This is a genomic window from Tateyamaria omphalii (genome assembly GCF_019802125.1).
Taxonomy (GTDB): Bacteria; Pseudomonadota; Alphaproteobacteria; order Rhodobacterales; family Rhodobacteraceae; genus Tateyamaria; species Tateyamaria omphalii_B.
Genome location: NZ_JAHVHT010000007.1, coordinates 54752 through 80176, shown reverse-complemented (window position 1 = coordinate 80176; position 25425 = coordinate 54752). Strand labels below are relative to the sequence as shown.

27 protein-coding genes are annotated in these 25425 nt (G+C 63.7%); 13 read left to right on the top strand and 14 right to left on the bottom strand.

Annotated elements, in window-relative coordinates; genetic code table 11:
* The first annotated feature begins 163 nt into the window (after positions 1-163).
* The 13 genes from KUV51_RS21095 to KUV51_RS21035 all read left to right on the top strand — a co-directional run bounded on the left by KUV51_RS21095 (position 164) and on the right by KUV51_RS21035 (position 11852).
* Positions 164-1111 carry an ABC transporter permease gene (locus tag KUV51_RS21095; protein WP_222523437.1) on the top strand — a complete coding sequence of 316 codons (948 nt, stop codon included), beginning with the start codon at positions 164-166 and terminating at the stop codon, positions 1109-1111.
* Positions 1108-1923 (top strand): ABC transporter permease, encoded by an 816-nt coding sequence (locus tag KUV51_RS21090; RefSeq protein WP_222523436.1) that lies wholly within the window; start codon positions 1108-1110, stop codon positions 1921-1923. The genes KUV51_RS21095 and KUV51_RS21090 overlap by 4 nt, the downstream gene beginning before the upstream one ends.
* The gene (locus KUV51_RS21085) at positions 1920-3473 is read left to right on the top strand and encodes an ABC transporter ATP-binding protein (protein WP_222523435.1); all 1554 of its coding nucleotides are present in this window, start codon (positions 1920-1922) and stop codon (positions 3471-3473) included. The genes KUV51_RS21090 and KUV51_RS21085 overlap by 4 nt, the downstream gene beginning before the upstream one ends.
* Positions 3473-3940 (top strand): GNAT family N-acetyltransferase, encoded by a 468-nt coding sequence (locus KUV51_RS21080; RefSeq protein ID WP_222523434.1) that lies wholly within the window; start codon positions 3473-3475, stop codon positions 3938-3940. Before KUV51_RS21085 ends, KUV51_RS21080 begins: the two co-directional genes overlap by 1 nt.
* Positions 3937-5379, top strand: coding sequence for an aldehyde dehydrogenase family protein (locus KUV51_RS21075; RefSeq protein WP_222523433.1), 1443 nt, complete (start codon positions 3937-3939; stop codon positions 5377-5379). Before KUV51_RS21080 ends, KUV51_RS21075 begins: the two co-directional genes overlap by 4 nt.
* Positions 5372-5872 (top strand): GNAT family N-acetyltransferase, encoded by a 501-nt coding sequence (locus KUV51_RS21070; RefSeq protein ID WP_222523432.1) that lies wholly within the window; start codon positions 5372-5374, stop codon positions 5870-5872. Before KUV51_RS21075 ends, KUV51_RS21070 begins: the two co-directional genes overlap by 8 nt.
* Positions 5869-6585, top strand: coding sequence for an SDR family NAD(P)-dependent oxidoreductase (locus KUV51_RS21065; RefSeq protein ID WP_222523431.1), 717 nt, complete (start codon positions 5869-5871; stop codon positions 6583-6585). Before KUV51_RS21070 ends, KUV51_RS21065 begins: the two co-directional genes overlap by 4 nt.
* 57 nt (positions 6586-6642) lie before the next feature.
* Positions 6643-7383, top strand: a complete 741-nt coding sequence (locus KUV51_RS21060; RefSeq protein ID WP_222523430.1) for an SDR family oxidoreductase — start codon at positions 6643-6645, stop codon at positions 7381-7383.
* 13 nt (positions 7384-7396) lie between these two features.
* Entirely contained in the window at positions 7397-8242 is an 846-nt protein-coding gene (locus tag KUV51_RS21055) for an alpha/beta fold hydrolase (protein WP_222523429.1), read from the top strand.
* 64 nt (positions 8243-8306) lie between these two features.
* The gene (locus tag KUV51_RS21050; protein ID WP_222523428.1) at positions 8307-8657 is read left to right on the top strand and encodes a cupin domain-containing protein; all 351 of its coding nucleotides are present in this window, start codon (positions 8307-8309) and stop codon (positions 8655-8657) included.
* Positions 8658-8706: 49 nt separating this feature from the next.
* Entirely contained in the window at positions 8707-9711 is a 1005-nt protein-coding gene (locus KUV51_RS21045) for a P1 family peptidase (protein WP_222523427.1), read from the top strand.
* Positions 9698-10489 carry an alpha/beta fold hydrolase gene (locus KUV51_RS21040; protein WP_222523426.1) on the top strand — a complete coding sequence of 264 codons (792 nt, stop codon included), beginning with the start codon at positions 9698-9700 and terminating at the stop codon, positions 10487-10489. The genes KUV51_RS21045 and KUV51_RS21040 overlap by 14 nt, the downstream gene beginning before the upstream one ends.
* 10 nt (positions 10490-10499) lie before the next feature.
* Complete coding sequence (locus tag KUV51_RS21035; RefSeq protein WP_222523425.1) at positions 10500-11852, top strand: tetratricopeptide repeat protein; 1353 nt, start codon at positions 10500-10502, stop codon at positions 11850-11852.
* Between the two features lie 109 nt (positions 11853-11961).
* Here the strand turns inward: KUV51_RS21035 and dxs are convergent, their stop codons facing one another.
* From dxs to KUV51_RS20965, 14 genes are all read right to left on the bottom strand, one after another.
* Positions 11962-13893, bottom strand: coding sequence for a 1-deoxy-D-xylulose-5-phosphate synthase (gene dxs, locus KUV51_RS21030; protein ID WP_222523424.1), 1932 nt, complete (start codon positions 13891-13893; stop codon positions 11962-11964).
* A 267-nt stretch (positions 13894-14160) separates the two neighbouring features.
* Positions 14161-15282 carry a photosynthetic reaction center cytochrome PufC gene (gene pufC / locus KUV51_RS21025; RefSeq protein WP_222523423.1) on the bottom strand — a complete coding sequence of 374 codons (1122 nt, stop codon included), beginning with the start codon at positions 15280-15282 and terminating at the stop codon, positions 14161-14163.
* Between the two features lie 2 nt (positions 15283-15284).
* Positions 15285-16274, bottom strand: a complete 990-nt coding sequence (pufM, locus tag KUV51_RS21020; RefSeq protein ID WP_222523422.1) for a photosynthetic reaction center subunit M — start codon at positions 16272-16274, stop codon at positions 15285-15287.
* Positions 16275-16278: 4 nt separating this feature from the next.
* Positions 16279-17142 carry a photosynthetic reaction center subunit L gene (pufL, locus tag KUV51_RS21015; RefSeq protein WP_222523421.1) on the bottom strand — a complete coding sequence of 288 codons (864 nt, stop codon included), beginning with the start codon at positions 17140-17142 and terminating at the stop codon, positions 16279-16281.
* Between the two features lie 143 nt (positions 17143-17285).
* Entirely contained in the window at positions 17286-17444 is a 159-nt protein-coding gene (pufA, locus tag KUV51_RS21010; RefSeq protein ID WP_189371632.1) for a light-harvesting antenna LH1, alpha subunit, read from the bottom strand.
* A 9-nt stretch (positions 17445-17453) separates the two neighbouring features.
* Complete coding sequence (gene pufB / locus KUV51_RS21005) at positions 17454-17609, bottom strand: light-harvesting antenna LH1, beta subunit (RefSeq protein ID WP_039688894.1); 156 nt, start codon at positions 17607-17609, stop codon at positions 17454-17456.
* Between the two features lie 159 nt (positions 17610-17768).
* Positions 17769-17999 carry a cytochrome PufQ gene (gene pufQ / locus KUV51_RS21000; protein ID WP_039688896.1) on the bottom strand — a complete coding sequence of 77 codons (231 nt, stop codon included), beginning with the start codon at positions 17997-17999 and terminating at the stop codon, positions 17769-17771.
* Positions 17996-19486, bottom strand: a complete 1491-nt coding sequence (bchZ, locus tag KUV51_RS20995; protein WP_222523420.1) for a chlorophyllide a reductase subunit Z — start codon at positions 19484-19486, stop codon at positions 17996-17998. Before bchZ ends, pufQ begins: the two co-directional genes overlap by 4 nt.
* A 91-nt stretch (positions 19487-19577) precedes the next feature.
* Positions 19578-21146: a chlorophyllide a reductase subunit Y gene (gene bchY / locus KUV51_RS20990; RefSeq protein ID WP_222523419.1), complete on the bottom strand. Its 1569-nt coding sequence runs from the start codon at positions 21144-21146 to the stop codon at positions 19578-19580.
* Entirely contained in the window at positions 21143-21343 is a 201-nt protein-coding gene (locus tag KUV51_RS20985) for a hypothetical protein (RefSeq protein ID WP_222523418.1), read from the bottom strand. Before KUV51_RS20985 ends, bchY begins: the two co-directional genes overlap by 4 nt.
* Positions 21330-22331 carry a chlorophyllide a reductase iron protein subunit X gene (locus KUV51_RS20980; protein ID WP_222523417.1) on the bottom strand — a complete coding sequence of 334 codons (1002 nt, stop codon included), beginning with the start codon at positions 22329-22331 and terminating at the stop codon, positions 21330-21332. The genes KUV51_RS20985 and KUV51_RS20980 overlap by 14 nt, the downstream gene beginning before the upstream one ends.
* Positions 22332-22335: 4 nt before the next feature.
* Positions 22336-23271: a chlorophyll synthesis pathway protein BchC gene (gene bchC, locus KUV51_RS20975; RefSeq protein ID WP_222523416.1), complete on the bottom strand. Its 936-nt coding sequence runs from the start codon at positions 23269-23271 to the stop codon at positions 22336-22338.
* A 145-nt stretch (positions 23272-23416) separates the two neighbouring features.
* Complete coding sequence (locus KUV51_RS20970; protein ID WP_222523415.1) at positions 23417-24532, bottom strand: methyltransferase; 1116 nt, start codon at positions 24530-24532, stop codon at positions 23417-23419.
* On the bottom strand, positions 24529-25410 hold the full coding sequence (locus KUV51_RS20965) for a polyprenyl synthetase family protein (RefSeq protein ID WP_222523414.1): 882 nt from the start codon (positions 25408-25410) through the stop codon (positions 24529-24531). The genes KUV51_RS20970 and KUV51_RS20965 overlap by 4 nt, the downstream gene beginning before the upstream one ends.
* Positions 25411-25425 lie beyond the last annotated feature (15 nt).

The following is a 25425-nucleotide window of genomic DNA, read 5'->3' as shown; positions in this document are numbered from 1 at the left end:
CTCGGTCCGCAATTGGGAGAACCTGACCCAAACCTGCGGCTGGTCACAGGACTGCTACATCGCCACGATCCGTGGTCTTGCCATGGCCACCATCGCCCGCGACCTGGGCGCGCTGACGGACGTGCTTGCCTGCACAGACCCGCCCGCCTAACGTCGCAGCCATATGCTGCGCTACACCTTCAAACGGCTCCTGTCGCTCATCATCAGCCTCGCCATTGCGTCGCTGGTCATCTTCGCGGTGATCGAGGTGGCACCGGGCGATCCCGCCTCCTTCATGCTGGGCATCAACGCGGCCGAAGATACCCTGGCCGCCCTGCGCGCTGAACTGGGGCTCGACCAACCGAAGTGGCAACGCTACCTCGCTTGGGTCGGAGGGATGCTTCAGGGCGATTTCGGCACCTCCTACCAATACCGCACACCCGTATCCGAGATGATTGCCGACCGGCTTTGGGTGTCTCTGCCACTTGCGCTGTATGCGCTGGCACTCTCCACACTAATAGCATTCCCCGCCGGCATCTATGCCGCGTCCCGCCGCGGCAAGGCAGGCGATGTCAGCGTGATGGGCGCCACCCAGGTGGGCGTCGCCATCCCGAATTTCTGGTTTGCGATGATGCTGGTGCTGATCTTTGCCATCAACCTGCGCTGGTTCAGCGCGGGCGGCTTTGCGGGCTGGGACAAAGGGTTTGTCGCAGCCATGAAATCCCTCACCCTGCCCGCCATCGCGCTCGCCTTGCCACAGGCAGCCATCCTCGCCCGCGTCATGCGATCCTCGCTACTGGATGTGCTGGACGAGGACTTCATGCGCACCGCCCGCGCCAAGGGGCTGAGCCGTGGGGCCGCCCTGCGCCGCCACGGATTGCGCAACGCGATGATCCCCGTGCTGACGATCCTCGGCCTGCAACTCTCCTTCCTGCTCGCAGGTGGCATCATCATCGAACAGGTGTTCTACCTGCCAGGCCTCGGGCGGCTGATCTTCCAAAGCATCTCGGCCCGGGACCTGATCGTCGTGGAGTCGGTCACGATGCTCCTCGTCTTCGCTGTCATCACGGTGAACTTCCTTGTCGACCTCGCCTACGCCGCCGTCGACCCAAGGCTGAGGGCGCGCGCATGAACCGAACCCTGATACTTGGCGGCGGCCTGTCCGCCCTCATGGTCATCGCAGCCCTGCTGTCCTTTGTCTGGACGCCGTTCGACCACAGCGCGATGAACATCCCTGAAAAGCTGCAAACGCCAAACGGCACACATTGGTTCGGCACGGACCATTTCGGGCGCGACCTGTTTTCCATGATCATGGTGGGCGCACGCACGTCCATCGCCGTGGCTTGCGTGGCCGTGGGCATCGGCATCGGGCTCGGTGTGCCTTTGGGCCTTTGGGCGGCAGCGCGACAAGGCGGCTGGGTCGACGAGGTGATCATGCGCGGCAATGACCTGATCTTCGCCTTCCCTAGCCTCGTCATCGCCATCCTGATCACGGCGATCTTCGGGGCCGGGGCCATCAACGCGATCATCGCCATCGGCATCTTCAACATCCCTGTCTTTGCCCGCGTCACGCGCGGAGGTGCCCTGCCGCTCTGGGCGCGTGAGTTCATCCTGGCCGCCCGCGTGGCTGGCAAAGGACCTGCTCGGATCAGCGTCGAACACATCCTGCCCAACATCGCGAACCTGCTGATCGTGCAGGCGACAATCCAGTTCAGCCTCGGCATCCTCGCCGAAGCGGCGCTGTCCTATGTGGGCCTCGGCGCGCAGCCACCGACGCCAAGCTGGGGCCGCATGCTCGCCGACGCACAGACACTGGTTAGCATCGCACCCCACATGGCACTGGTGCCGGGCTTTGCCATCATCCTGACGGTGCTGGGCTTGAACCTGCTCGGCGACGGGTTGCGCGACGCACTTGATCCAAAGCTGCGGGTGGCGCGGGTATGAGCCTGCTCACCATCTCTGACCTGTCCCTCTCCATCGCGGGCACGCCGATCCTGCTGGACGTATCGCTGACACTGGCACCGGGCGAGGTCGTGGCGGTAACCGGTGAAAGCGGGTCAGGCAAATCCATGACAGCCCTTGCCGTGATGCAACTTCTACCCGCTTCCGCTGTCGCAACTGGTCAGATCATCCTCGACAGCAACGATATGCTCGCGCTGGACGAACGCGCACTCTGCACACTGCGCGGCGACCTCGTCGGCATGGTGTTCCAAGAGCCGATGACAGCGCTTAACCCGGTGCAGACCATTGGCAAACAGGTGGCCGAAACGGTGCGCCTGCACCGCCCGGACCTCGACCCAACACAGCGCGCGCGCGACGTGCTGGACCGCGTCGGCCTGCAGGCCATCCCCCTCTCCCGCTACCCGCACGAGCTGTCGGGCGGCCAGCGCCAGCGCGTCGTCATCGCCATCGCCATCGCCTGCGGCCCCAAGCTGCTCATCGCGGACGAACCGACGACCGCGCTCGATGTCACGACACAGGCGCAAATCCTCGATCTGCTGAAACAGCTCGCGACCGAAGATGGCATGGGTCTGCTGATGATCACGCACGACCTCGCCGTCGTCGCCGAAATGGCGGATCGCATCACCGTCATGCGCCATGGCGCGGTGGTCGAGGCGGGCGACACGCCCGCCTTACTCGCCAACCCGCAGCACCCCTATACTCAGGCCCTTCTCGCAGCCTCCAACCACCAGGTGGATCTGCCGCGTAGCGATGAGCAAGCCCCGCTGTTAAGGGTGCAAAACGTCGTGCGCGACTACACCCTGCCGCGCACCCGCGTCTTTGTCCCCGCGGGGACACATCGCGCGGTGGATGACGTCAGCTTCGACATCAAAAGGGGCGAACGGGTCGGACTGGTCGGGGAGTCGGGATGCGGAAAATCCACATTAACGCGCGCCATCCTCGGGCTTGAGCCAGTGCAAAGCGGGACCATCACGCTGGACGGCACACCAGTCACCGACCCCGCCGTGCGCCGCAAGATGCAGGTGGTGTTTCAGGACCCCTACGGCAGCTTCAACCCGCGCCATCGCGTCGCCCGGCTGATTTCCGAACCCTTTCACCTGCTCGACGCTCCACCGCCGGATCGCGATGCCCGCATCGCCTCTGCCCTCACGGATGTTGGCCTGTCGCCCGAGGACGCGCACAAGTACCCGCACCAGTTCTCCGGCGGCCAACGCCAGCGGCTCGCCATCGCGCGGGCCCTCATCATCCGCCCCGAACTGGTGATCTTTGACGAGGCGGTCAGTGCGCTCGACGTCTCGGTCCGCGCACAAATCCTCGACCTGATCGCCGACCTCTGCCGTCAATACGACCTGACCTATCTGTTCATCAGCCACGACCTGAGCATCGTGCGCACCATCACCGACCGCGTGCTGGTGATGAAACAGGGCCAGATCGTCGAGGAAGGGGCGACAGAACACGTGTTCACCGAAGCCACCCATCCCTATACGCAGACATTGATCCAAGCGGCGCCAACCCTGCCGGGGGCCGCGTGATGCACGTCACCCTCGCCCCCCTGTCCCGCGTAGACACGCCTTGGCTGCATGATGTCGCCGAGCCCTATTTCAACGAACTGGTCCCCGGTTTCGGACCACTGGCACAGGACCGCTTTGACATCTGGTGGACTGACCCAGACCGCGCAGCCTATGCCATCCTCGTCGAAGGTGAGCGCGCCGGGTTCGCCCTGATCCGCAGATGCGAAGAGGGTTGTCGCGAGATATCCGAGTTCTGCATCCTGCCGACCGCCCGAAACGCAGGCACGGGCGCCTGCGCCGCCGCCCTTTGCCTGCAACTGCATCCCGGAGCCTGGCGCATTGGTGTCGCGAGCACCCTGCCCGGCACAGCGCGTTTTTGGGACCGGCTGCTGGCAACAAAGCCGGGGATCGAGGATCTTGTACGCGGCCCCGCCCTGACGCCTTTTCAATGCTACAGCTACACTTTCACGTACCGGAACACGCCATGACAGACGCACTTTGGTTCGATCCATCCCTCATGCTGATCGGCGGCACATGGCGCGCAGCCAAGGACACCCTTCCGCTGATCAACCCATCGGACGGCAGCGATCTGGCGCGCATCGCGCGCGGTGCCGCAAACAACATCGACGCGGCGGTCAGCGCCGCCCATGCCGCACGCGCGGGCGACTGGGGGCGCATGACCGCGACCGAAAGGGGGCGTATCCTGACCGAGATCGGGCGCCGCGTGCTGGACCGCGTCGATCAGCTTGCAACGCTCGAAGCGCTGGATGTTGGCAAACCCCTCACGCAGGCACGCGCCGATGCCATCGCTCTGGCGCGGTACATGGAGTTCTACGGCGGCGCGGCCGATAAGGTGATGGGCGACACGATCCCCTATCTCGACGGCTACACGGTCTACACCTTGCGCGAACCGCACGGGGTCACGGGCCATATCGTGCCGTGGAACTACCCCATGCAGATCATCGGACGCAGTGTGGGGGCAGCGCTCGCCATGGGCAACGCATGTGTCCTGAAACCAGCGGAAGAAGCATGCCTGACCGCCCTCGCCTTTGCCCACATCTGCACGGACGCAGGGCTGCCCGACGGCGCTTTGAACGTGGTGCCGGGACTGGGGGCCGAGGCGGGCGCGGCGCTGGCCGCGCATCCCGGCGTGCAGCACATCAGCTTCACAGGCTCAGTCGGCACAGGGGCCCTGGTACAACAGGCGGCCGGGGCAAACGTGGTGCCGGTAACACTGGAACTCGGCGGCAAATCCCCGCAGCTTGTTTTTAACGATGCCGACCTCGACGCTGCCCTGCCCTTCCTCGTGAACGCAGGCATCCAGAATGCGGGGCAAACCTGCTCGGCATCCTCGCGCATCCTGGTCCAGCGCGGCATTTACGAAGATGTACGCATCCGTATGTCCGAAGCCTATGAAAGCCTGACAGTCGGCCCAGCCCTGTCGGACCTGCGGGTCGGTCCGCTGATCTCCGCCCGACAAAAGGACATCGTCCAAGGCTTCCTCGACCAAGGCGCAGACCTCACCATTACCGCGCAAGGACGGCTGCAAGACGCCCCCGACACCGGCGCCTATGTCCTGCCGACGCTCTTTGCCGATGTGCCCCCGGACCACGTATTGGCGCGGGATGAAATCTTCGGCCCCGTGCAGGTCCTGATCCCCTTCGACACCGAAGAGGACGCGCTACGCATCGCCAACAGCACCGACTACGGGCTCGTGGCCAGCGTCTGGACCCGCGACGGCGCCCGCCAGATGCGACTGGCCAAGGCCCTGCACGCGGGCCAGGTCTTCATCAACAATTACGGCGCGGGCGGCGGGGTGGAACTGCCCTTTGGCGGCGTCGGCAAATCCGGCCATGGCCGCGAAAAGGGGTTTGAGGCGCTCTACGGCTTTTCCACGCTCAAGACCGTGGCCGCGCACCATGGCTGAGATTGTCCCCCTTACCTGGCCCGAAGATGGCCCGCGCATCCTGGACCTGTGCAATCGCGCCAGTGACTACGTCATGCTGGACAAGGGCCGGGCGCCCGACCTCGCCTATGTCAAAAGCGAGATGACACACGCGCCGCCATCGGTCCCGCCTCACCAGATCTGGTGCTGGGGACACATGCAGGCCGACGGTTCACTCGACGCCATCGTGACCTGCCTCAAAGGATACTATGAACCCAACGACTGGTATCTGGGCCTCCTCCTGCTTGACCAAGCAGTACGAAACGCGGGTTTGGGCACGCAAATGGCCCGGCATGTGATTGAGCAGGCGCAGGCCGACCACGCAAATTGCGTGCGCATTGCTGTGCTCGACACCAACCCGCGCGCCCGCGGCTTTTGGGAGCGGGCGGGGTTCAAATACGAAAAGTCAATGACGGGCGGCGACGGCCATATGCGCCATGTGCACCGCCTGCCTTTGGGAAAGGCTAAACCATGATCTTCGAAAACCGTTTTCAAGGCCGCAAGGCCGTTATCACCGGTGGGGCTGCGGGCCTTGGCCGCGGCATCGCGGAACGAATAACGGCAGAGGGGGGCAGTGTTGAGATCTGGGACATCAACGCCGAGGCGCTCGCCGCATTCGACATGAACACCCGACAGACCGACGTCACCGACGCGGACGCCGTGGCCGACGCCATGGCACAAGCCCAGCCAGACATCCTGGTCTGCTCCGCCGGGATCACGGGGCCGAACACAACCACATGGGACTACCCCGTCGACGATTGGCTGCGGGTGCATGATCTGAACCTCAACGCCGTCTTCTACTGCAACCGGGCGGCCGCCCCCATCATGCGCGGCAAAGGCTGGGGCCGGATCATCAACATCGCCTCAATCGCGGGAAAGGAGGGCAACCCGAACGCCCCGGCCTACTCCGCCTCGAAGGCAGGAGTGATCGGACTGACCAAATCGCTGGGCAAGGAACTCGCAACCAGCGGCGTCACCTGCAACGCCATCGCACCCGCGGCCGTGCGCACCGCGATCTTCGACCAGATGACGCAGGAGCATATCGATTTCATGCAATCCAAGATCCCCATGGGCCGCTTCGGCACGGTGGAAGAGATCGCAAGCATGGCCTGCTGGCTTGCCTCGGACGAGGCCAGCTTCACCACCGGCTTCTGCTTCGACCAATCGGGGGGGCGGGCCACCGCCTGACCCTTGCAAAACCGGCGCACGCGCCCATCATGCATCCAAACAGGCGGGAGGGATCAGATGCAACTTGAGGGCAAGACAGCCATCGTCACCGGCGGCGCCAGCGGCTTTGGCGAGGGGATCGCCCGCGCCTTTGCCGCCGAAGGGGCGCGGGTCATGGTGGCGGACATCAATGCTGATGGGGCGGATACCATAGCAAAAGACATCGGCGGGGTGGCCGCGCAGGTCGACGTGTCGGATGGCGCTTCGGTGGCAGCTCTCGCCGAGCACGCCTTATCGACCTTCGGCCGTCTCGATATTCTGGTGAACAACGCAGGGATCACCCACCTGCCCCAAGCGATGGAGGATGTCACCGAAGAGGATTTCGATCGCGTCCTCGCCGTGAATGCGAAATCCGTCTACCTCACCGCCCGCCACCTCGTGCCCCACTTCAAGGGGTGGCAAGCTGGCGCGATCCTCAACGTGGCCTCAACCGCCGGAGTCAGCCCCCGCCCGCGGCTGAACTGGTACAACGCCTCCAAGGGCTGGATGATCACCGCAACCAAGGCGATGGCGGTCGAACTCGCCCCGCATGGTGTCCGCGTGAACGCGATCAACCCGGTGGCGGGCGAAACGCCACTGCTCAAATCCTTCATGGGCGAAGACACCCCTGAAACCCGCCAAAAGTTCCTGTCCACAATACCCCTCGGCCGCTTCTCGACCCCGCAGGACATGGGGGCGGCGGCCACCTTCCTGTGCTCCGACGCTGCGTCGATGATCACGGGGGTGGCCATGGAAGTGGACGGCGGGCGCTGCATCTGAACAGGAGGCAAACATGTACCTGACCGTCAATGACGCGCGCATCTTCTTTGACGTCGTCGGCCCGCAACTCATGCCCGATGGTGACGCGATGCAAGAGCGTGAGACACTGCTGGTGCTGCATGGCGGCCCGGGCTTTGATCATTCAACGCTGCGGCCTTACTTCGACCGTTTCGCTGACACCTACCAGATGATCTATCTCGACCACCGCGGCTGCGGCCGCTCCGGCGCCCCGCAAGAGACATGGCATCTCGACCAATGGGCCGACGACGTGGCCGATTTCTGCACAACTCTCGGCATCAAAAAGCCGCTGGTCTTCGGCCAGTCTTTCGGCGGCATGGTGGCCATGCACTACGCAACTCGCCACCCCGATCACCCGGCGCGGCTGATACTGTCCTCAACCGCCGCGCGCTTCCTGCTGGACGACACGGTCGCCAAAGCCACCGAACTCGGCGGCCCCGAAGCTGGAAAAGTCGCGCATGACTTCTTCTCCAATCCGACCCTCGACGGCTACAAACGCTATGGCGAGGTCTGTCTGCCCCTCTACTCCCGCACCACCCCCGCGGATGGCGGATCCTTCCGCAACCGCGCCATCGAGAAACCCGAGGTCAACATCCACTTCTTCGCCAACGAGATGATGGGCATGGACCTGCGCCCGCATCTTGCCGCCATCGCCTGCCCCACCCTCGTGCTGGGCGGCGTCGAGGACCCCGTGACCCCCACCCGCTGCTCGGAAGAGATCGCCGCCGCCATTGGCGCCAATGCCCGGCTCGAACTGTTCGCAAATTGCGGCCATGGCGTGCACCGCGATGACCCGGACGGTGCGGAGCACATGATGCGCGGCTTTCTCTGCGGCGACTGACACCGATCCAACCCTTGTGAAGTGCCGCCATTCCGCCATGATGACACCACGACAGGAGGCCCCCATGCAGCCCATCAACCTCGCCGCCAAACTCGCGCAATTCTCCACCCATTGGGATCCACACGTGGTGGCCGGGTACAACGACAATGAGGTGATGGTGGTCAAATTCCAAGGCGAATTTCCCTTTCACCTGCACGAAGACACCGACGACTTCTTCCTCGTGCTCGAGGGCGAGATGGCCATGGACCTGGAAAACGAAAGCCACCCGGTCAAAACCGGTGAGCTCTTTATCGTGCCCAAGGGGGTCACCCACCGCCCCCGCGCAGAACGTGAATGCAAGGTCCTGCTGATCGAGCCGAAGGGCGAACCCAACACCGGCGATCCGGCGACAGCGGCCCCAAAACCGCGCATCTGATCCTCTTTCATTTCGCCAAGTAAACCGCCGCCGGAGGCACGAAATCCAAATGACCCCAGGCCCGCAAAACGCGATCACGGACATTGCCGGACTCAAGGTCGGCCATGCGCAAGACGACACGCTCAAGTCCGGCGTAACGGTGCTAGCCGCAGACACGCCCTTCACGGCTTCAGTCGCCGTACAGGGCGGCGCGCCGGGCACGCGGGAAACGGACCTGCTTGCCCCGGACAAGTCCGTGGCACAGGTGGACGCCCTGGTGCTGTCTGGCGGCTCGGCGTACGGGCTGGATGCCTGTTCCGGTGTCGTGGCAGGGCTGCGCGCACAGGGGCGCGGATACCGCGTGGGCAACGCGATCATCCCGCTGGTGCCGGGCGCGATCATCTTCGACTTGCTGTCGGGCGGCGATCAGACCTGGACCGGCACGCCCTATCCTGCGCTTGGCCGCGCCGCATATGACGCAGCAACAGACAGTACACCGATCGGCACGGTCGGTGCCGGCACCGGCGCCATGACGGCGATGATGAAAGGGGGCATTGGCACCGCTTCCATGACCCTCGACAGCGGGATCACGGTCGGCGCGCTCGTGGCCGCGAACCCGATGGGCAGCGTCACGACACCCGGGGACCGACACTTCTGGGCCGCCCCGTTCGAGATCGCCGGTGAATTCGGCGGGCTAGGCCCCGATCCGAACGGCGGGCTTGGACGCAGCACCGAAAGCCGCAAGACAACAGCCATGCTGGAGCGCGCCAACACGACCATCGCCATCGTTGCAACCGACGCAACACTGGACAAGGCGCAGTGCCAGCGGGTCGCGATCGCGGCGCATGACGGCATCGCCCGGGCCTGTGTGCCTGCGCACAGCCCCGGCGACGGCGACCTCGTCTTCAGCGTCTCGACAAGCGCCATGCCGCTGTCGGCGCCACAGGATCTGACCGTGATCGGCCACGCCGCCGCCCTCTGCCTCAGCCGGGCCATCGCCCGCGGTGTCTACGCCGCGACCCCTGCCCCGAACGACCTGCTGCCAACCTGGAGCCAGCTCAATGCCGACATTTGAGAGGGACGACATCGCGCTCCATTACGAGGTGACGGGCAACGGCCCACCGCTGCTGATGATCGCGGGCTTCATGTCGGATCACGCAAGCTGGACGCCCCTTGTCCCGCTTTTGCAGAACCATTTCACCTGCATCATGCCCGACAACCGCACAACGGGACGGACAACGCCATGGAACGCCCCCGTCAGCATCGACCTGATGTGCAAGGATGCGCTGGCGCTGATGTCACACCTCGGCCACGACCGCTACCACACGATCGGGCACTCCATGGGCGGGATCATCGCCCTGCACATGGCGCAAGAGGTGCCGGATCGCATGGCCTCCACCCATATCGCGGCCTCGGCCCCTGTGCGCCTGCCCCGCAACACAGCACTCTTCGCGACGCTCATCGCGATCCGCCGCAGCGACGCGCCAGAGGATACATGGCTGCGCGCCCTCTTCCCTTGGCTCTTCAACCCGCGCGTCTATCAGGACGCAGCGGCCGTAGACCAGGCAGTGGCAGACAGCCTCGCCTACCCGCACGCCCAATCCGCAGATGCCATGGAACACCAACTCACAGCCTTGCGTGGATTTGACGGCACGGCGCTTGCCAGCCCCACCTGCCCCACACAAGTGCTGATCGGGGCACAGGACCTGATCGTCCCACCCGACCACGTGCTGGCCGTGCTCAGCCACCTGCCCCACCACATGCTCGAAGGGGCCGGGCACTCGATCCACTGGGACGCACCCGATCAGGTCGCAGACCTGCTGCGCGCCTACGCCGCCAAACACCCGATCTGAGAGGGATACCATGCACGACCTCTATGGCCTGCCCATCACCTGCGACAACGACGCGACCCGCCAGGGGATCGACGACTTCGTCCACGGCTTCATCAGCTTTCAGACCAAGGCCGTGAACATCCTCAAGGCGGCAAAGGCAGACCCTGAAAACGGTCTCGCCAACGCCTATGCCGCCATCCTCTACATGCTACTCGAAGCGCCCGCCGCCCCCAGGCTGGCACAACCCTTCCTCGACAACGCGCTCGCAGCCTCCGGCCTCACACCGCGCGAGGACGCCGCCGTCGAAGCCGCCCGCCTGTTCGTCGCCGGGGACATCCCCAAGCTCATCGAACTCTGCGAAGCGACCGTCAGCGCCTACCCCCGCGACATGGTCATGCTGAAACTCGGCCAGTACCACACGTTCAACATCGGCGACTTCCCGGCCATGTTACGCATCGCGCAAAAGGCGCAGCCGGAGGCGGCAGATATTCCCTACGCCCACGGCATGCTCGCCTTCGGGTTCGAGGAATGCCACCTTCTCGACGACGCCGAAGCCGCAGCGCGCCATGCGCTGACGTTGGATGAAAGTGAACCCTGGGCGCACCATGCGCTCGCCCATATCTACCTCACACGCGGCAATATCAGCGAAGGCACGGCCTTCCTTGAAAGCGTTGCGCATCATTGGGCCGACCTCAACAGCTTCATGCACAGCCACAACTGGTGGCACCTGGCGCTTTTCTACATCTCGTCAGGCCGTACCGATGACCTGCTGGCAGCCTATGACGCCCATGTCTGGAATCAGAACAGGGACTACAGCCAGGACCAGGTGGGCGCCGTCTCCCTCTTGGCGCGCATCGAGTTTGCAGGGATCAACGTCGGTGATCGGTGGCAGGATGTGGCCGATCACATTGCCAAACGCGGCGCCGATACGACCAGCCCGTTTCTGACCCTGCAATACCTCTACGCTCTGGGCCGCACCCACCGCCCGGAGGGCGAAGACCTGCTGAAAGCCATCGAAGCCCGCGCCGAAGACGAGAGCAAACACGACTGGGAGGTCTGGCGCGACGTCGCACTTTGGGCTGCCCATGGCATCGCCGCCCATGCCGCGGAAGACTACGATGATTGCATCCGCTTTCTGGGCAAGGCGCTGCCCCGCCTCGCCGAGTGCGGCGGCAGCCATGCGCAGCGCGACCTGTTTGAACAGATCCACCTGGACGCACTGATCCGCGCAGGCCGAACATCCCAAGCCCAGCAGGTGCTGGAAATGCGCCGAACCTTTGATCCCGATGGCGTGCCTCTCAACACGATGCTGGCCGATGTCTACGACAAGTCAGGGCTGCCAGCCCAAGCCGCAAAGGCAAGGGCGCGTGTTTTTTCTGACTGAAAATACGACCGCCCATTGCCCGTCAGGTGGGTTTCCCCACCGAGAGGGGAGGCTCCCGCCATCAGCCAAGGGTGCCTCCGGCGGGCATATTTTCAGAAACAATGAAGCCCTATTCGCCTGCGATCAGGTCGACCACGTTCGTCTCTGCCGGGCGCATGGCAGCGCGGACCGTATTGGCGATGTCCTCTGCTGTCAGACCAGCATCCGCGTACATCTCGTCCGGGTTGGCCTGATCGATGAAACGGTCGGGCAGGTGCAGTGTCCGCACCTTGAGGCCTTGATCCAGCAGCCCTTCCGACGCCATCGCCTGCAACACCATCGCACCAAAGCCGCCCATTGCGCCCTGTTCCACTGTCACCAGCAACGAATGGCGCGCCGCGAGATCACGGATCAGCGCCATATCCAACGGCTTGGCAAAACGGGCATCCGCAATGGACACCGACAGCCCTTCGGCCTCCAACCGGGCAGCCGCCCGTTCACAGGCATCAAGATGCGTGCCCAGCGATAGCAGCGCCACGTCCGACCCCTCCTGGATCATCCGCCCCTTACCGATCTCCAGCACCTCGCCTGTCTCCGGCATCTCGACCCCGCGCCCATTGCCGCGCGGATAGCGGAAGGCGATGGGTCCGCTGTCATGGGCCGCAGCAGTGGTGACCATGTGCATCAGCTCCGCCTCATCCGCCGCCGCCATCACGACGATGCCCGGAAGCGACGCGAGATAGCCAATGTCGAAGGACCCCGCATGGGTTGCGCCATCGGCCCCCACAAGCCCCGCGCGGTCGATGGCAAAGCGCACCGGCAGGCCTTGGAGCACCACGTCATGCACCACCTGGTCGTACCCGCGCTGCAGGAAGGTCGAATAGATCGCGCAGAACGGCTTGAGCCCACTTGCCGCCATCCCGGCGGCAAAAGTGACGCCATGCTGTTCGGCAATGCCCACATCAAAGACGCGCGCCGGGAAGCGGTCGGCCATCTTGTTCACCCCGGTGCCCGAGGGCATGGCGGCGGTAACCGCGACAATCGACGGATCCTTCGACGCCAAATCGGCCAAGGTCTCACCAAAGACCGACGTGTAGGACGGCGCGTTGCTCTTGCCCTTGGATTGCTCGCCCGTCTCCACGTCAAACTTGGAGACACCGTGATACTTGTCCGCAGACCCTTCGGCGGGGGCATAGCCTTTGCCCTTGACCGTGCAGGCATGGATCAGGACAGGGCCGGTCGCGCGGGTCTTGGCAGCGCGCAGGACACCCAACACCTGCTCCATGTCGTGCCCGTCAATCGGCCCGATGTAATCAAAACCCAGCTCTTCAAAGAAGGTGCCGCGGCTCTCCACGCCGGTCACCATCTCGCGCGCCCGACGCGCGCCATCACGCATGGGCTTTGGCAGCGCAGCCTCCATCCCCTCGGCAATGGCATGCAAAGGCGCAAAGGGCGAGTTGCGGCTCAAGTTCGACAAATACGTACTCATGGCACCGGTGGGCGGCGCAATGCTCATCTCGTTGTCATTCAGAATGACAAACAGCCGCCGCCCTTCGTGGCCCGCATTGTTGAGCGCCTCATAAGCCATACCGGCAGAAATCGACCCATCGCCAATCACGGCCACCGCATCACCCGTCGGCATCCCCATGTCCCGACCCACGGTGAACCCCAAAGCCGCGGAAATCGAGGTCGAGGAATGCGCCGCACCAAAGGGATCGTAGTCACTCTCGGCCCGTTTGGTGAACCCGCTCAACCCGTCCTTCTGGCGCAGGGTCCCCATGCGGTGGCGGCGGCCGGTCAGGATCTTGTGCGGATAGCACTGGTGACCCACATCCCAGATCAGCTTGTCGCGCGGCGTGTCGAAGACGGCGTGGATGCCGACAGTCAACTCGACCACGCCCAGGGACGAGCCCAGATGCCCACCGGTGCGACTGACCGCGTCGATCACATCGGCCCGCAACTCATCGGCCAGACGCGCCAGTTCCGCATCGTTCAGCCGTTTCAGGTCAGCCGGTCCAGCAACGCCATCCAGCAGCGGCGTCTTGGTCATCATATCGGTCATTGCGCACATCCTCCTCATGCCGCCCCACCCGCCTTGCCGCGCGGGTCCCCTGGGGCAAAAAGGCGTCGTGCCTGAGGGTTCAAGCACGACGCCAGGTTCCTGTAGCCAACAGGAAGGGAACCGGGATCAGATGATCCCGCACGTGGGTCAAGGAAGCCGATGACCCGCGCCTGGCGTCACAGGGGCGGCGCAAACCGCCCGTGTCACATCTTGTTGCGCCCGGATCCGGGCGACGACGTCAGGCGGAGGAGCCCTCCGCCCAACGGATCACTCGTAAACAGGCGCCTCCGTGGTCGCCAGTTCCGGCCAGTCGGCAATCACATTCATGCCTTGCAGCGGGCGCTGATAGCCCTTGTGGCACGTCCGGCACGCCGCCTTGGGCGCATCGGCAAAGATCGGACCCAGACGCTCAGGCGGATACGTGTCCTTCAACGGGATCAGGTACTCCTGGTTCATCTCGATCACCATCTGACGGCCCAGCTGCGCGATGCCCCATTGCGGCGTGTATTGCGCAGGATCATAGAAAGCGCGGCTGTTGTGGCAGAACACACAGTTCACACCCAGCGAGTTCGAGAAGTAATTCATCAGCGAATAGGTCATCTCGGTCTTCTGGATCGTGTGCACCTCGTCATCCAGACCCGGCACACCGGCCACGCGGCTTTCCAGATCGTGGACATTCACCTGGCTGTCATAGTCGGTCAGATAGACTTCCAAAGCCGACGACGGCAGCGAGGTCGAGGACGACATCGACGTGGCTCGGTTCTGCTGCGCTGCCCAGCCACCGACATTCTCGTTCACCGGGGTGACGTTGAACCAGATGTCGCTGGGCACGTTCTGACCGCGGTGGCAGGTGTAGCAGTTCACACCGACCTCTTCGATCGCGTTGACGTGACCCGACCAATTCTCGTTCAGGTTCTGCGTCATCTGGATCATGCGACGGCTGATCACCTTGGTATAAAGGTCATCCGACCCGTATTCCGAGATGTCGACGTCACCATGGCAGTAGGCACAGCCCTCCTCCGGCGACACCCACTGCGTGATGGCCAGCATCACCCGGTTGAAGTTGTCATCCGTCAGATCACCCAACACCTGGACATTCTCGTAAATGTCCCCGGCCAGCTCCTCACCCCCTTCGGGGATGTAAGGCTCTTCGGTGTAGTAGTTTTCGATGTCGGGATCCGGCGCCAGCCGTGACACGTTGTACTCCGGCACCGACATGCCCGTGCCGCGCGGGCCGGTCTGCATGCTCTCGGTCTGCACCGGGTTGCCCCATGTCACCACCAGGGCCGCGACAAAGACAGCACTGCCCACGATACCGATGGCGATGGCGGGCCCGAACACATTGGTCGGGTTCGCCCTGTTCCAGTCATTGAACCACTTGGGTAGCATGATCAGTCCTCCTGCCCGATAAAGGCTTCGTAGGAGCCATAGTCTTCGTAGCCATAGGCGCCGTCATACATGGGGGCAAAGTTGTGCTCCTGCGCCCAGATGAACCAGTTGTCGACCACGGTCCCGGTCAGCAGGATGCCGATCCCGCCCGTGATGGGTGTCAGCACCGCAAACCACCAGGCCCATCGGTGAATACCCTCCATCGTGGCGTTGAAGCCCATGGTCCAGCGCCAGAACAGGGCTGCCCGCTCGGTCGCCGTGCCGCGGTCATAGATCTGCTCCAACTCGCGGTCGCCGCCATAGCGGGTCACCGCCAGAATGGTGCCGCCATGCATACAGAACAGCAGGACAGAGCCATAAAGGAACACGATCGAAAGACAGTGGAACGGGTTGTAGTAAAGGTTGCCGTAGCGGATCGAGAACGCCGTGGTCCAGTCAAGGTGCGGGAAGATGCCATAGGGCACCGCCTCACTCCACGATCCCATGAGAACCGGACGGAACAGACCCAGCACCAGGAACAGCCACACGGCGGACGCGAACGCCCAGAACACGTGCTTGCCCATCTTGTGCTCTGCCGCCAGCAAGTACGAGCGCAAGAGCCAGGTCATCACCGAAACCAGCAGGAAGAAGCTGGCGATGATGTACCAGCCCCCCTCATCCAGCGGCGGCATGCTCAGCCCGTATTCCGGCGATGGCGGCTCAAGCGCCAGCCAGAACAGTTGCCGGATGAACTCGGGGATCGAGTATCCAACCTGGCTCAGCATCGAAATGCCGACCATCACGAACCAGATCAGGCCCGTGGCCAGTGACACCATGCCGGTCCAGCCCAGATAGATCGGTCCGATCTGCGCGTTGCCCAGCCAGCCTGCGAGGGTCGAGAACCAGGGCTTGCCGACACGCTCGCGTGTCATATCGCCACTGTCGTCCATGCCCCATTCGGGGTTCCCCTGAACTTGGACCTGGGTGAAGATATTTTGATATTCAACAGCCATGATCTTAGCCCCCAAATCCGGATTGATAGACAGGCAGCGGATCGGCGCCCCAGATGGGCAAGTTCAGCCACCAGTTCCACCATTCGGGCCAGCCAGCGGTCCAGACCGGGCCGGAAATGATGATGCAGATCGCACTCCAGAAGCCCGCGTTGATGGCCAGAAGCCAACCCAGACGGTGAATGCCCAGCGTGCCGATCGAATAGCCGATGAAGTCACGGAAGAACGTGTCCTCGTGATCCGGCGTTTTGGCCAGCTCGCCCTCTTCGGGGTTTGCCGCGGACAGGATCAGCGCGCCGTGCAGCGCCAGCGCCAGCGTGGTCGTGAAGAACAGCGTGACCGCCAGCATATGCGCCGGGTTGTAGTGGAAGTGGAGATAGGCGTAGCCCGTGTTGCTCACCCAATCGAGGTGGCTGAAAATGCCATAAGGGAAGCCGTGCCCCCACGCACCCATCAGCAGCGGGCGGAAGATCACCAGCGTCACATAGGCAAAGATCGCAAAGGCAAAGCCGATGGGCACATGGTAGCCCATGCCCAGCTTGCGGCAGATCTCAACCTCGCGCAGCGCCCATGAGATGAACGCACCGGTCGCACAGATCGTGATGATCTGCCACAGCCCGCCTTCCATCAGCGGCGCCATGCCCAGACCGTAACTCAGGTCCGGCGGTGCGATGTTGATAAGCCAGGGGTTGAATGTGCCTTGCTGAGATGCGCCCCAGAAAATCAGGATAGTGCCCAGCAGTGCAAAAAAGGCAGTCGTGACCCCGAAAAAGCCCACGTAGAATGGGCCGACCCAGAAGTCGAACAGATCGCCGCCGATCAGCGTCCCTCCGCGGACGCGATACTTTCGTTCGAAGGATAGCAACGCCATCTCTCTATCTCCGCGTTTGGCGGCGCGGCCCCCCGGGGGACGTCAGCCGTCTTTTGTCGTCAGAAGTGGTTTGCTGCGGGCAGGCAGGGGCGCACTTTATGCCCCGCCCGCAGCGATTGTTTTGGATCCCTTCGGACCGGTGCTTACTGGGCGCCTTGGGCTGCCAGCTCGAACCAGTTGAAGTGCTCCGTGCTCAGCAGGACGAGGTGAATCATCGCTGCCAGCAGGAACAAGAAGACGCCTTGCGCTACGAACACGCGGCGGGGATCAAAAATGAGCCAGATCTTGTAGAACTTTGCCATGTCTTGTCCTTACCAACCGTTCGCGAACCAGGGACGCCAGATGTACGTTGCCAAGTGAGCGACAACGGCCACGGCTGTGAAAAGCCAGAGCCCGCTCATGTAGACAGCGTGCAGCTCTTGCGCCTGCTCGTCTGTGAGACCTGTGAATGACAGGTTTTCAGCCATAGTAATTCCTCCGGAATTCAGTGCTGACGCCGCGCACCCCGCGGCCGGGTCCATCGGGGTCACCCCCTCCGGGCTCTGTCCACCTGTTGCCAGGCGTCCAGTCTCGTGTCTCGGCAGGCGCACACTGTCCGAGAAAACCTTGATATGTCGGCGTGAGGATCACGCGTTGAAGATCATCGGCGTGATGATCCGTGCCTGGGTCCAGGCCCGGGCCATCGGGCCCTTGTCGGTGAAACTGCGCGACTTGATCGCGGCCAGCGCCCAGGTCAGGCAGGCCAGCGGCAGGGTCGCCACAAAGATGATCGCGAAATAGACCATGAACTCGGTCCGTTCGCCGTTGCGCTTTTTCGCATGGGTCTCGGTGACCACGTTCGATGTCATGTCAGTCATGCTGTTCCTCCTTCGGAAACGTTGTCTGACGACCCGGCCAAAGCCGGGTCTAATGCGCGCACGGTTTCGATCACGACCCGGTCCGCGCCTTGCGCGAGGGCTGCTTGCTCAGCCGCATCGCGCAGGGTCTTGGCCGCGGAAATCCGGGTCAGGATGGGGTGTTGTTCGACAATCTTGTCGAGCATGGCCTGCGCATCGGCATCCCAGGGGAAATCCCTGCGCAGGGTCGTCGGTGTCGCCTCGGCCGCATCCATGTCGGTGGCCAAGGGCAGAATGTGGAACAGCGCGTCAAAGAGACCGTTGCAGACCTCTTGGATCACATAGGTCGCGCCAGCATAGCCCATGAACGGCGTACCAGTGGACCGCCGGATCGCGGCACCGGGGAAGCTGGCGGGAATGAACGCAGGGCTGGGCCCATGCCCGCCCTTCATCTCGGCCAGATACATCTTTTCATTGATGGACCCGAACACGACCAAGGGGCGCTTCTGGCCCATCCAGGCGCGCACTTCCTCGTTGTTGGTCTTCTTGCCCGCCACACGCGCCGTCGCGAATGCACATGGCAGGCCCATGTCGTCCTCAAGAAACAGGCGCAGACCCCGGGCATAAGTCTCGTTCGCCACCACGGCAAAGCTGGCGGTCGCAAAGAAATCCTGCGTCACGGACCGCCACAGGTCCCACACAGGCTTCAGCGTCGAATGCTTTTCGCGCTGGATAAAAGGTTCGGGGTCGAGGCCGACCAAGGTCCCCAGTGCGCGCAGGAACTTGGTCGTACTCTCGACCCCTATCGGGGCTTGCAGGTATGGCTTGGCAAGAAGCTCACACAATCCGCGCCCGAACTCGCGGTACATGCAGATGTTCACATCCGCATTCACCAGATTTCGCATTTCGGCCACATGGGCGCCCAGCGGCATCACCATGTTGACCTCGCATCCGATGCCTTCGACAAGGCGCCGGATCTCCGCCAGGTCCGACGGCATGTTGAACGTGCCGTACATCGGACCCAGGATGTTCACACGAGGCTTCGCGTTCTCCTCCCGCTTGGCCTCGCGGGGCATCCGACCCTTGGTCATACCGAACTCGGTAAAGATCCAGGTCATGGCCCGGTCTGCTGCTTCCCACTGATCTTCGTCGATGGTGCGTGGCAGAAATCTCTGAATATTGGTACCTTGGGGCGTGACGCCACCGCCGATCATCTCGGCGATAGAACCGGTGACGACAACCGCAGGCAGCGCCGGATCAAGCGTGCCCCAGGCGCGCTTCATCGCACCCTCGGTCCCGTCGCGGCCCAGCTCCTCCTCGCCCAGACCGGTGGTCACGATGGGCAACTCATGGGGCGGCAGGGCATCGGTGTAGTGCAGCACAGACGTCACCGGCAGGTTCTCGCACCCCACCGGGCCGTCGATGACGCATTGCAGGCCCTTCACGGCGCAGAACGCGTAAACCGCGCCCCAGTATCCGCCTGCCCTGTCGTGATCCATGATCAGCATGAGGCACCGCCAATGGTGCGCATGAATGCACACCCTACGTAGGGTGCGCACTTGCTGCGCACCGCGCATCCGTATGTCACCCGCCAAGCCATCAAATCATCTCCGCCGCCTTCGCGGCCTTGGCCTGGCGTTCCAGCTTCTTGGCGTTCTGCGCCCGGAAGTCGGGGCGCAGATTCGGGTCGCCTTCCCAGACGCCAGCGGTGTCACCCTCGCCCACACCTTCAAAGAACGCGCGCATGTGATCCATGCGGCCCTTGTTGGCGATGGCGGCATTGATGACCTGCGCCAAAGATCCGGCACCGGCTGGTCCCATCAGCGGCCGCGCCGAAATTAGGTTGGTGAAATACAAGCCAGGCACACCCAGCTCCTTGGCCTTCTGCACCACCGGCGTCGTGCCAATGGCGAGGTCGGGCTTCACCGCCTCCATCGCCGCACAATCATCTTCCAGCGACGCACGGAACTTGACCTTCACGCCCTTCGCCTCAAGCCACGCCTGATCCTCGGCGTTCCAAGGCGTCCGAGGGCAAGCGGTGCCCACATAAGGCACCTCCGCCCCGCTCTCGATCAGCAGGCGGGCGACCAGCAACTCGGACCCTTCATAGCCAGACAGCGTAATGGTCCCCTTGATCGGCATCGCACCGAGCGCACCGGAAATCGCCGGCAACATCGCATTCTGCGCTTCTGCAATCTGCTCAGCAGAACAACCATGCGCTTCGCCAATGGCCTTCAGCCACGCCGCAGTGCCATCACGACCCACGGGGGCAGAGCCAACAATGGGCCGCCCAGCGGCCTCGAACTCACGAACAGCTGCAGTATAAAACGGATGCACCGCCGCCACGACCGCACTGTCCAAAGCGGCGTAGAGCTCGCGCCACTCGCGGCACGGCACAACCGGCCCCGCGGCAAGTCCCAAAGGCGCGAGCATCTGCCCGATCATCATGGGGTCCGCCGGGAACATCTCACCCAGCAGCGCCACGGTCGGGCGATCAGATTTCCCACCCACGGGAGCCGCCACCGGCCCCGCCTCCACTTCGGCGCGGGCATAGTTCAGCATTGCTCCGGCCAGAACATCCTTGGCCTCGGCATGGGTGGGAATACCAAATCCGGGCACGTCGATCCCGACGATCCGGACACCATTGATTTCGCTGGGCAACAGCCGCAGCGGCACGCCGGATGCGGTCGGAACACACAGGTTCGTCACGACAATGGCGTCGTACTTGTCGGGATCGGCAAGGTCGTGAACGCTCTCGCGAATGTCCTCGAACAGCTTGCCAGTCACCAGCGTCTCAGAGTTGAAAGGCACATAGCCAACCGACCGCCGCGCCCCGTAGAAATGGGACACAAAGGTCAGCCCGTACACACAGCACGCCGACCCGCTCAACACGGTCGCCACCCGGCGCATCCGCAAACCCACGCGCAACGACCCGAATGCCGGGCACATGCTCTGCGGCTTGTCATGGGGTCCTTGCGGGTAATCTTCGGCGAACTTGTCCAGCATCTCGGAGTTGCCTGCCATGCGGGCAGCCTTCTCCATTTCGGAGCCGGAATGGCAGCCAAGCCCATCCACAGGCGCCTGCCCGCCAGGCATCTCGGCCTCGCGCGGGTGACCTTCGGTCACGACAACCTCTTCCGAGGCGTCATATGTGACCTTGGCGCTCATTCCATCTCGACCCACTGGGCATAGGATACCGGGTCCAGGCTGGAATACAGCACGCACAGCCTGTCCGACCGGGTGCGCAGGCTGTTGGACTTGGTAATGCTCCTTTCGGCAAGCGCTGCGGCCAATCGGCTGCGCTGCGCCAAAATCACGCTCGACGCGCGCAATTCCTCCGCGGACCGAATGTCAGGCGTCGTCATAGACCACCTCCAGGCTTTCCTTGGGCTTCGCATTCTTGCCGCGCATATCGGTATCGGTCGCAGGCTCCAGAACCACGCCCGCGCCGGTGTCCGACCCATCGAACAGCTCCAGCAGCCCGTCCTGCGACAGCGGCGCTGGCCGCACCGGCGGCGCATCAGCCACGTTCATGCCCAGCTCGGCAAACAACGCGCCCCACTGGCTCTCCGCAGTGCCGACAATCTGGTAGTTGGCCGATTTCTTGCGCAGGTCATCATCCTGCGGGATCGACGCCAGCACCGGGATGTCCACCGCCTTGGCAAAGGCCTGCGCCTCGCCCGACCCGTCATCCTTGTTGATGACCAGGCCCGCGACGCCGACATTGCCGCCCAGCTTGCGGAAATACTCCACCGCCGAACAGACGTTGTTGGCCACATACAGCGACTGCAAATCGTTTGATCCGACCAGGATCACTTTCTGAGCCATGTCCCGCGCGATGGGCAGGCCGAAACCGCCACAGACCACATCTCCGAGAAAATCCAGGAGGACATAGTCGAAATCCCAATCATGGAAGCCAAGTTTTTCGAGGAGTTCAAAGCCATGGATAATCCCCCGGCCACCGCAGCCGCGGCCCACTTCGGGCCCGCCCAGCTCCATTGCAAACACACCGCCGCGCTTGAAGCACACGTCGCCGATGGCAACCTCTTCCCCGGCCAGCTTCTTCTTCGTGGATGTCTCGATGATGGTCGGGCACGCCTTGCCGCCAAAGAGCAGGCTGGTGGTATCCGACTTCGGATCACAGCCAATCAGCAAGACCCGCTTGCCCTGCTCCGCCATCATGTGGCTCAGGTTAGCGAGAGTGAACGACTTGCCAATCCCGCCCTTGCCATAGATCGCGATGATCTGCGTCTTCTTCGTCGCCTCCTGCGGCAGCACGTCAGCCAGGTCTTCGTTGGCCTCGTCCCGCAGACGCTGATCGAAATCCTTCAGGTTAGGAACCTCGTCTTTCATCGCTTCAGTGCTCCCAATCCAAAATCATCTTCAGGCAAGCGCCATCGGTGAACGCCTGTTCATAGGCCGCGCGCGCATCGGCGGCGGGCCGTGTATGTGTGATAAGGCCATCGAGCCGCAGCGCCCCGCACTCGACCAGCGCGCGCGTCGCGGCCAGATCCTCACGGGTCCATTCGGCCGCTACCCGAAACCGCGCCTCTTTCATAAAGGCGGGCGGGAAGGCAAAACTCAGCGGCGCGGTATAGAACCCGGCCAGCACAATCTCGCCACCCTTGGCGATGCGGCCCACCAGATCGTTCAGCAAGTCGCCACGACCGGAGGCATCGTAGATCGACCGGTAATCCCGACGCGCGTCATCGTCTGGGTGCATGACTTCATAGCCCTGCGCGCCATCGCGGCGGGCGGTGTCAATCTCCCACACCACCGGCGCAGGCGCACCCGAGGCAATCGTCAGCCGCGCCAGCAGCCGACCCAAAACGCCATGCCCGACAATCAGATCCGGCACCGCCTTGTTCATCCCGGCCATCGCATGACGGGCCGTCGCGGCCAGCGCCAGCAGCGCACCCTCTGCACCCAGCTCGGGATCAATCCGGGTCACCCGCGCGCTGTCAGTGATCAGCGTTTTCGCCGCGCCACCGAACAGGCCAAAGGCGCCCTCGAAACAATTCGACCCCGGCACAAAGACACGGTCGCCCGGCTTGAAGCCCGTCAGCGGACCGGCCTCGACAACCTCACCGGCAGCCTCGTAGCCCGGCACCAGCGGATAGCCCATGCCGGGAAAGGGTGGCATCTCGCCCGTCCAGAACAGCTTTTCGGTTCCAGTGGAAATGCCCGAATGGGTCACCTCGACAACCAGATCACCCGCCCCCGGCGCGGTCAGCGCCAGCGTGTCCACATCCAGATCCTTGGGACCTTTGAGAAGGACGGCAGAGGTGTCCACGGATGTCTCCCTTTGGTTGGCACCGCCGGGGCCCGGATCACATGAAAGAGACTCAGGGCGGCAGTTTGTCGCTGTGTGTCATTCTAGTTAGACAACCATATGTGTCAATCAGATTAGACACATTGACAAAAATCAATGACAGTCATCACTCCGGGCGCCGCGCCGTCACAACCCGCGTCACATAGGACCGGGCCGGCGCAGGGCTGCGCATGTCGACAAATCCCGCCTCGGCCAAAAGCGCGGCAATCTCGCCCGCCGACCGAGCGCGGCCCGTCTGCATCGCCATTGTGTAGAAGGCGAAATAAACATCCCCGGCCCGATCAGGGCGCACACCGCCACCCATCGGCTCGGACACGATCAGCCGCCCACCGGCGGGCAGCGCATCATGCACCTTGGCCAGCAAATCGCGCACCGTGTCATCGGAATGATCGTAAAGCACGCGGATCAGTGAAATCGCATCCGCCCCCTCGGGCAGCGTGTCGTCGCGAAATGATCCCGGCGCGATGGTCACACGGTCCGCCATCCCCGCCGCCTCGAATCGCGCCTGCGCGTCCGGCACCACAGGCGGCAGATCGAACAGGGTCATCTGCATGGACCGGTTGGCCTGCCCCGCAGCCTCCAGAAAGGCACCCGTGCCGCCACCAATGTCCAGCAGATGCTGCACACCCGTCAGCGAAACGGCCCGCAGCGTATCCTCGGCCACCAGCCGCTGAGACTGGGCCATCAGGTCGGAATAGATCGCAGCGTCACCCTCATCGACGCTGCCCCCAAACACGTAAGGCCAGAACTGGCTCAGCTGCGTCTCTTCGGGTTTGCGCAGCAGCGCCACCGGATCACGCAGATCATCATAGAACGCCTTGTGATGCCGGATCATCGCCTCCAGCCCCGGCACGCCCATCAGCGCGGCGCCCTTGCGGGCCAGCGCAAACCGATCGCGCTTGCGCTTGAGCAACCCCAGGGCCGCCCCCGCCTGCAACAGCACCTGCATCCGCTCGGCAGGCACATCACAAGCCCGGCCCAGAACCTCGGCACTCTGCGGCCCGGCGCGCAGCCGCCGAAACAGGTCCAGCTCCACCAGCGCCATCAGCACCTGGCTCTGAACAAACCCCTGCACCACATCGAACAGCGCGGCCCCATCGGCCCGCGCCCGTGATCGCGTGAGTGGAAACTTGCTCGCCCAACTTTGAAAACCCGGACGCGCAACCAGCCGGTTCAGCCAGCCACCACGCCACGCAGGCAGATCATGCGCCTCGGCGCTCATTCACCCGGCACACGGGATGGGGACACAACGGGCGTCAACCGCTCCGCATACATCCGCACCATCTCGGCCAGTTGCGCCTCACCGGGGCACGACGGGATCGAGGCAATAGCCCCGCCCAGAATATCCTTGAGGCGCGAGATCGCCCCCTGCACACCCAACTGCGTAACCGCGTTGGGTCGGCCATGCAAATCGTCCTGCCCCGCAGGCTTGCCCAGCGTCGTCTCGTCATAAAGCGCATCGCGCAGATCGTCGGCCACCTGGAACGCCTCACCAATCCGGTCGCCAAGTTCGAACCACGGTTCCGCATCCTGCCCCGCCGCAACGGCCCCCATCTGGGTCGCAGCAATGAACAGGGCACCCGTCTTGGCCTGATGGTAGGCGGACAGGTCGACCTTCTCCTCGCTCTCCCATCCCTGTCCCGCGCAGATACCACCGGGCATCCCGGTCCGCTGGGCCAAGGTCATAATCAACTGCGCCACACGCTCGGGCGCCTGCCCCGACTGCCGGGCCAAGGTCTCAAAGGCGAGGACAATCAGGCTATCCCCAGCCAGCACCGCCAGCGGCTCCGAAAACGCACGATGGACCGAAGGTTTCCCCCGCCGCACATCCGCATCGTCAAAGCACGGCAGGTCGTCGTGGACGAGGGACGCACAATGGATCATCTCCAGCGCCGCAGCAGCCGCATTGGACAGGGCGGGCCGATCATCGCCACAGGCCATGGCCACAGACATCAGAATGGTCGGACGAATACGCGCCCCGCCGGGCGCAGTCGCATAATGCAGCGCTTCGGCCAGCTTTGGCGGCGTCGCGCGCCCGGCTCCCTGACCCACGGCAACAGCCTCCGCTACCGCCGCTTCGATCCGTGTGCTCAGGCCCATTTGCCGCTCTCCTCT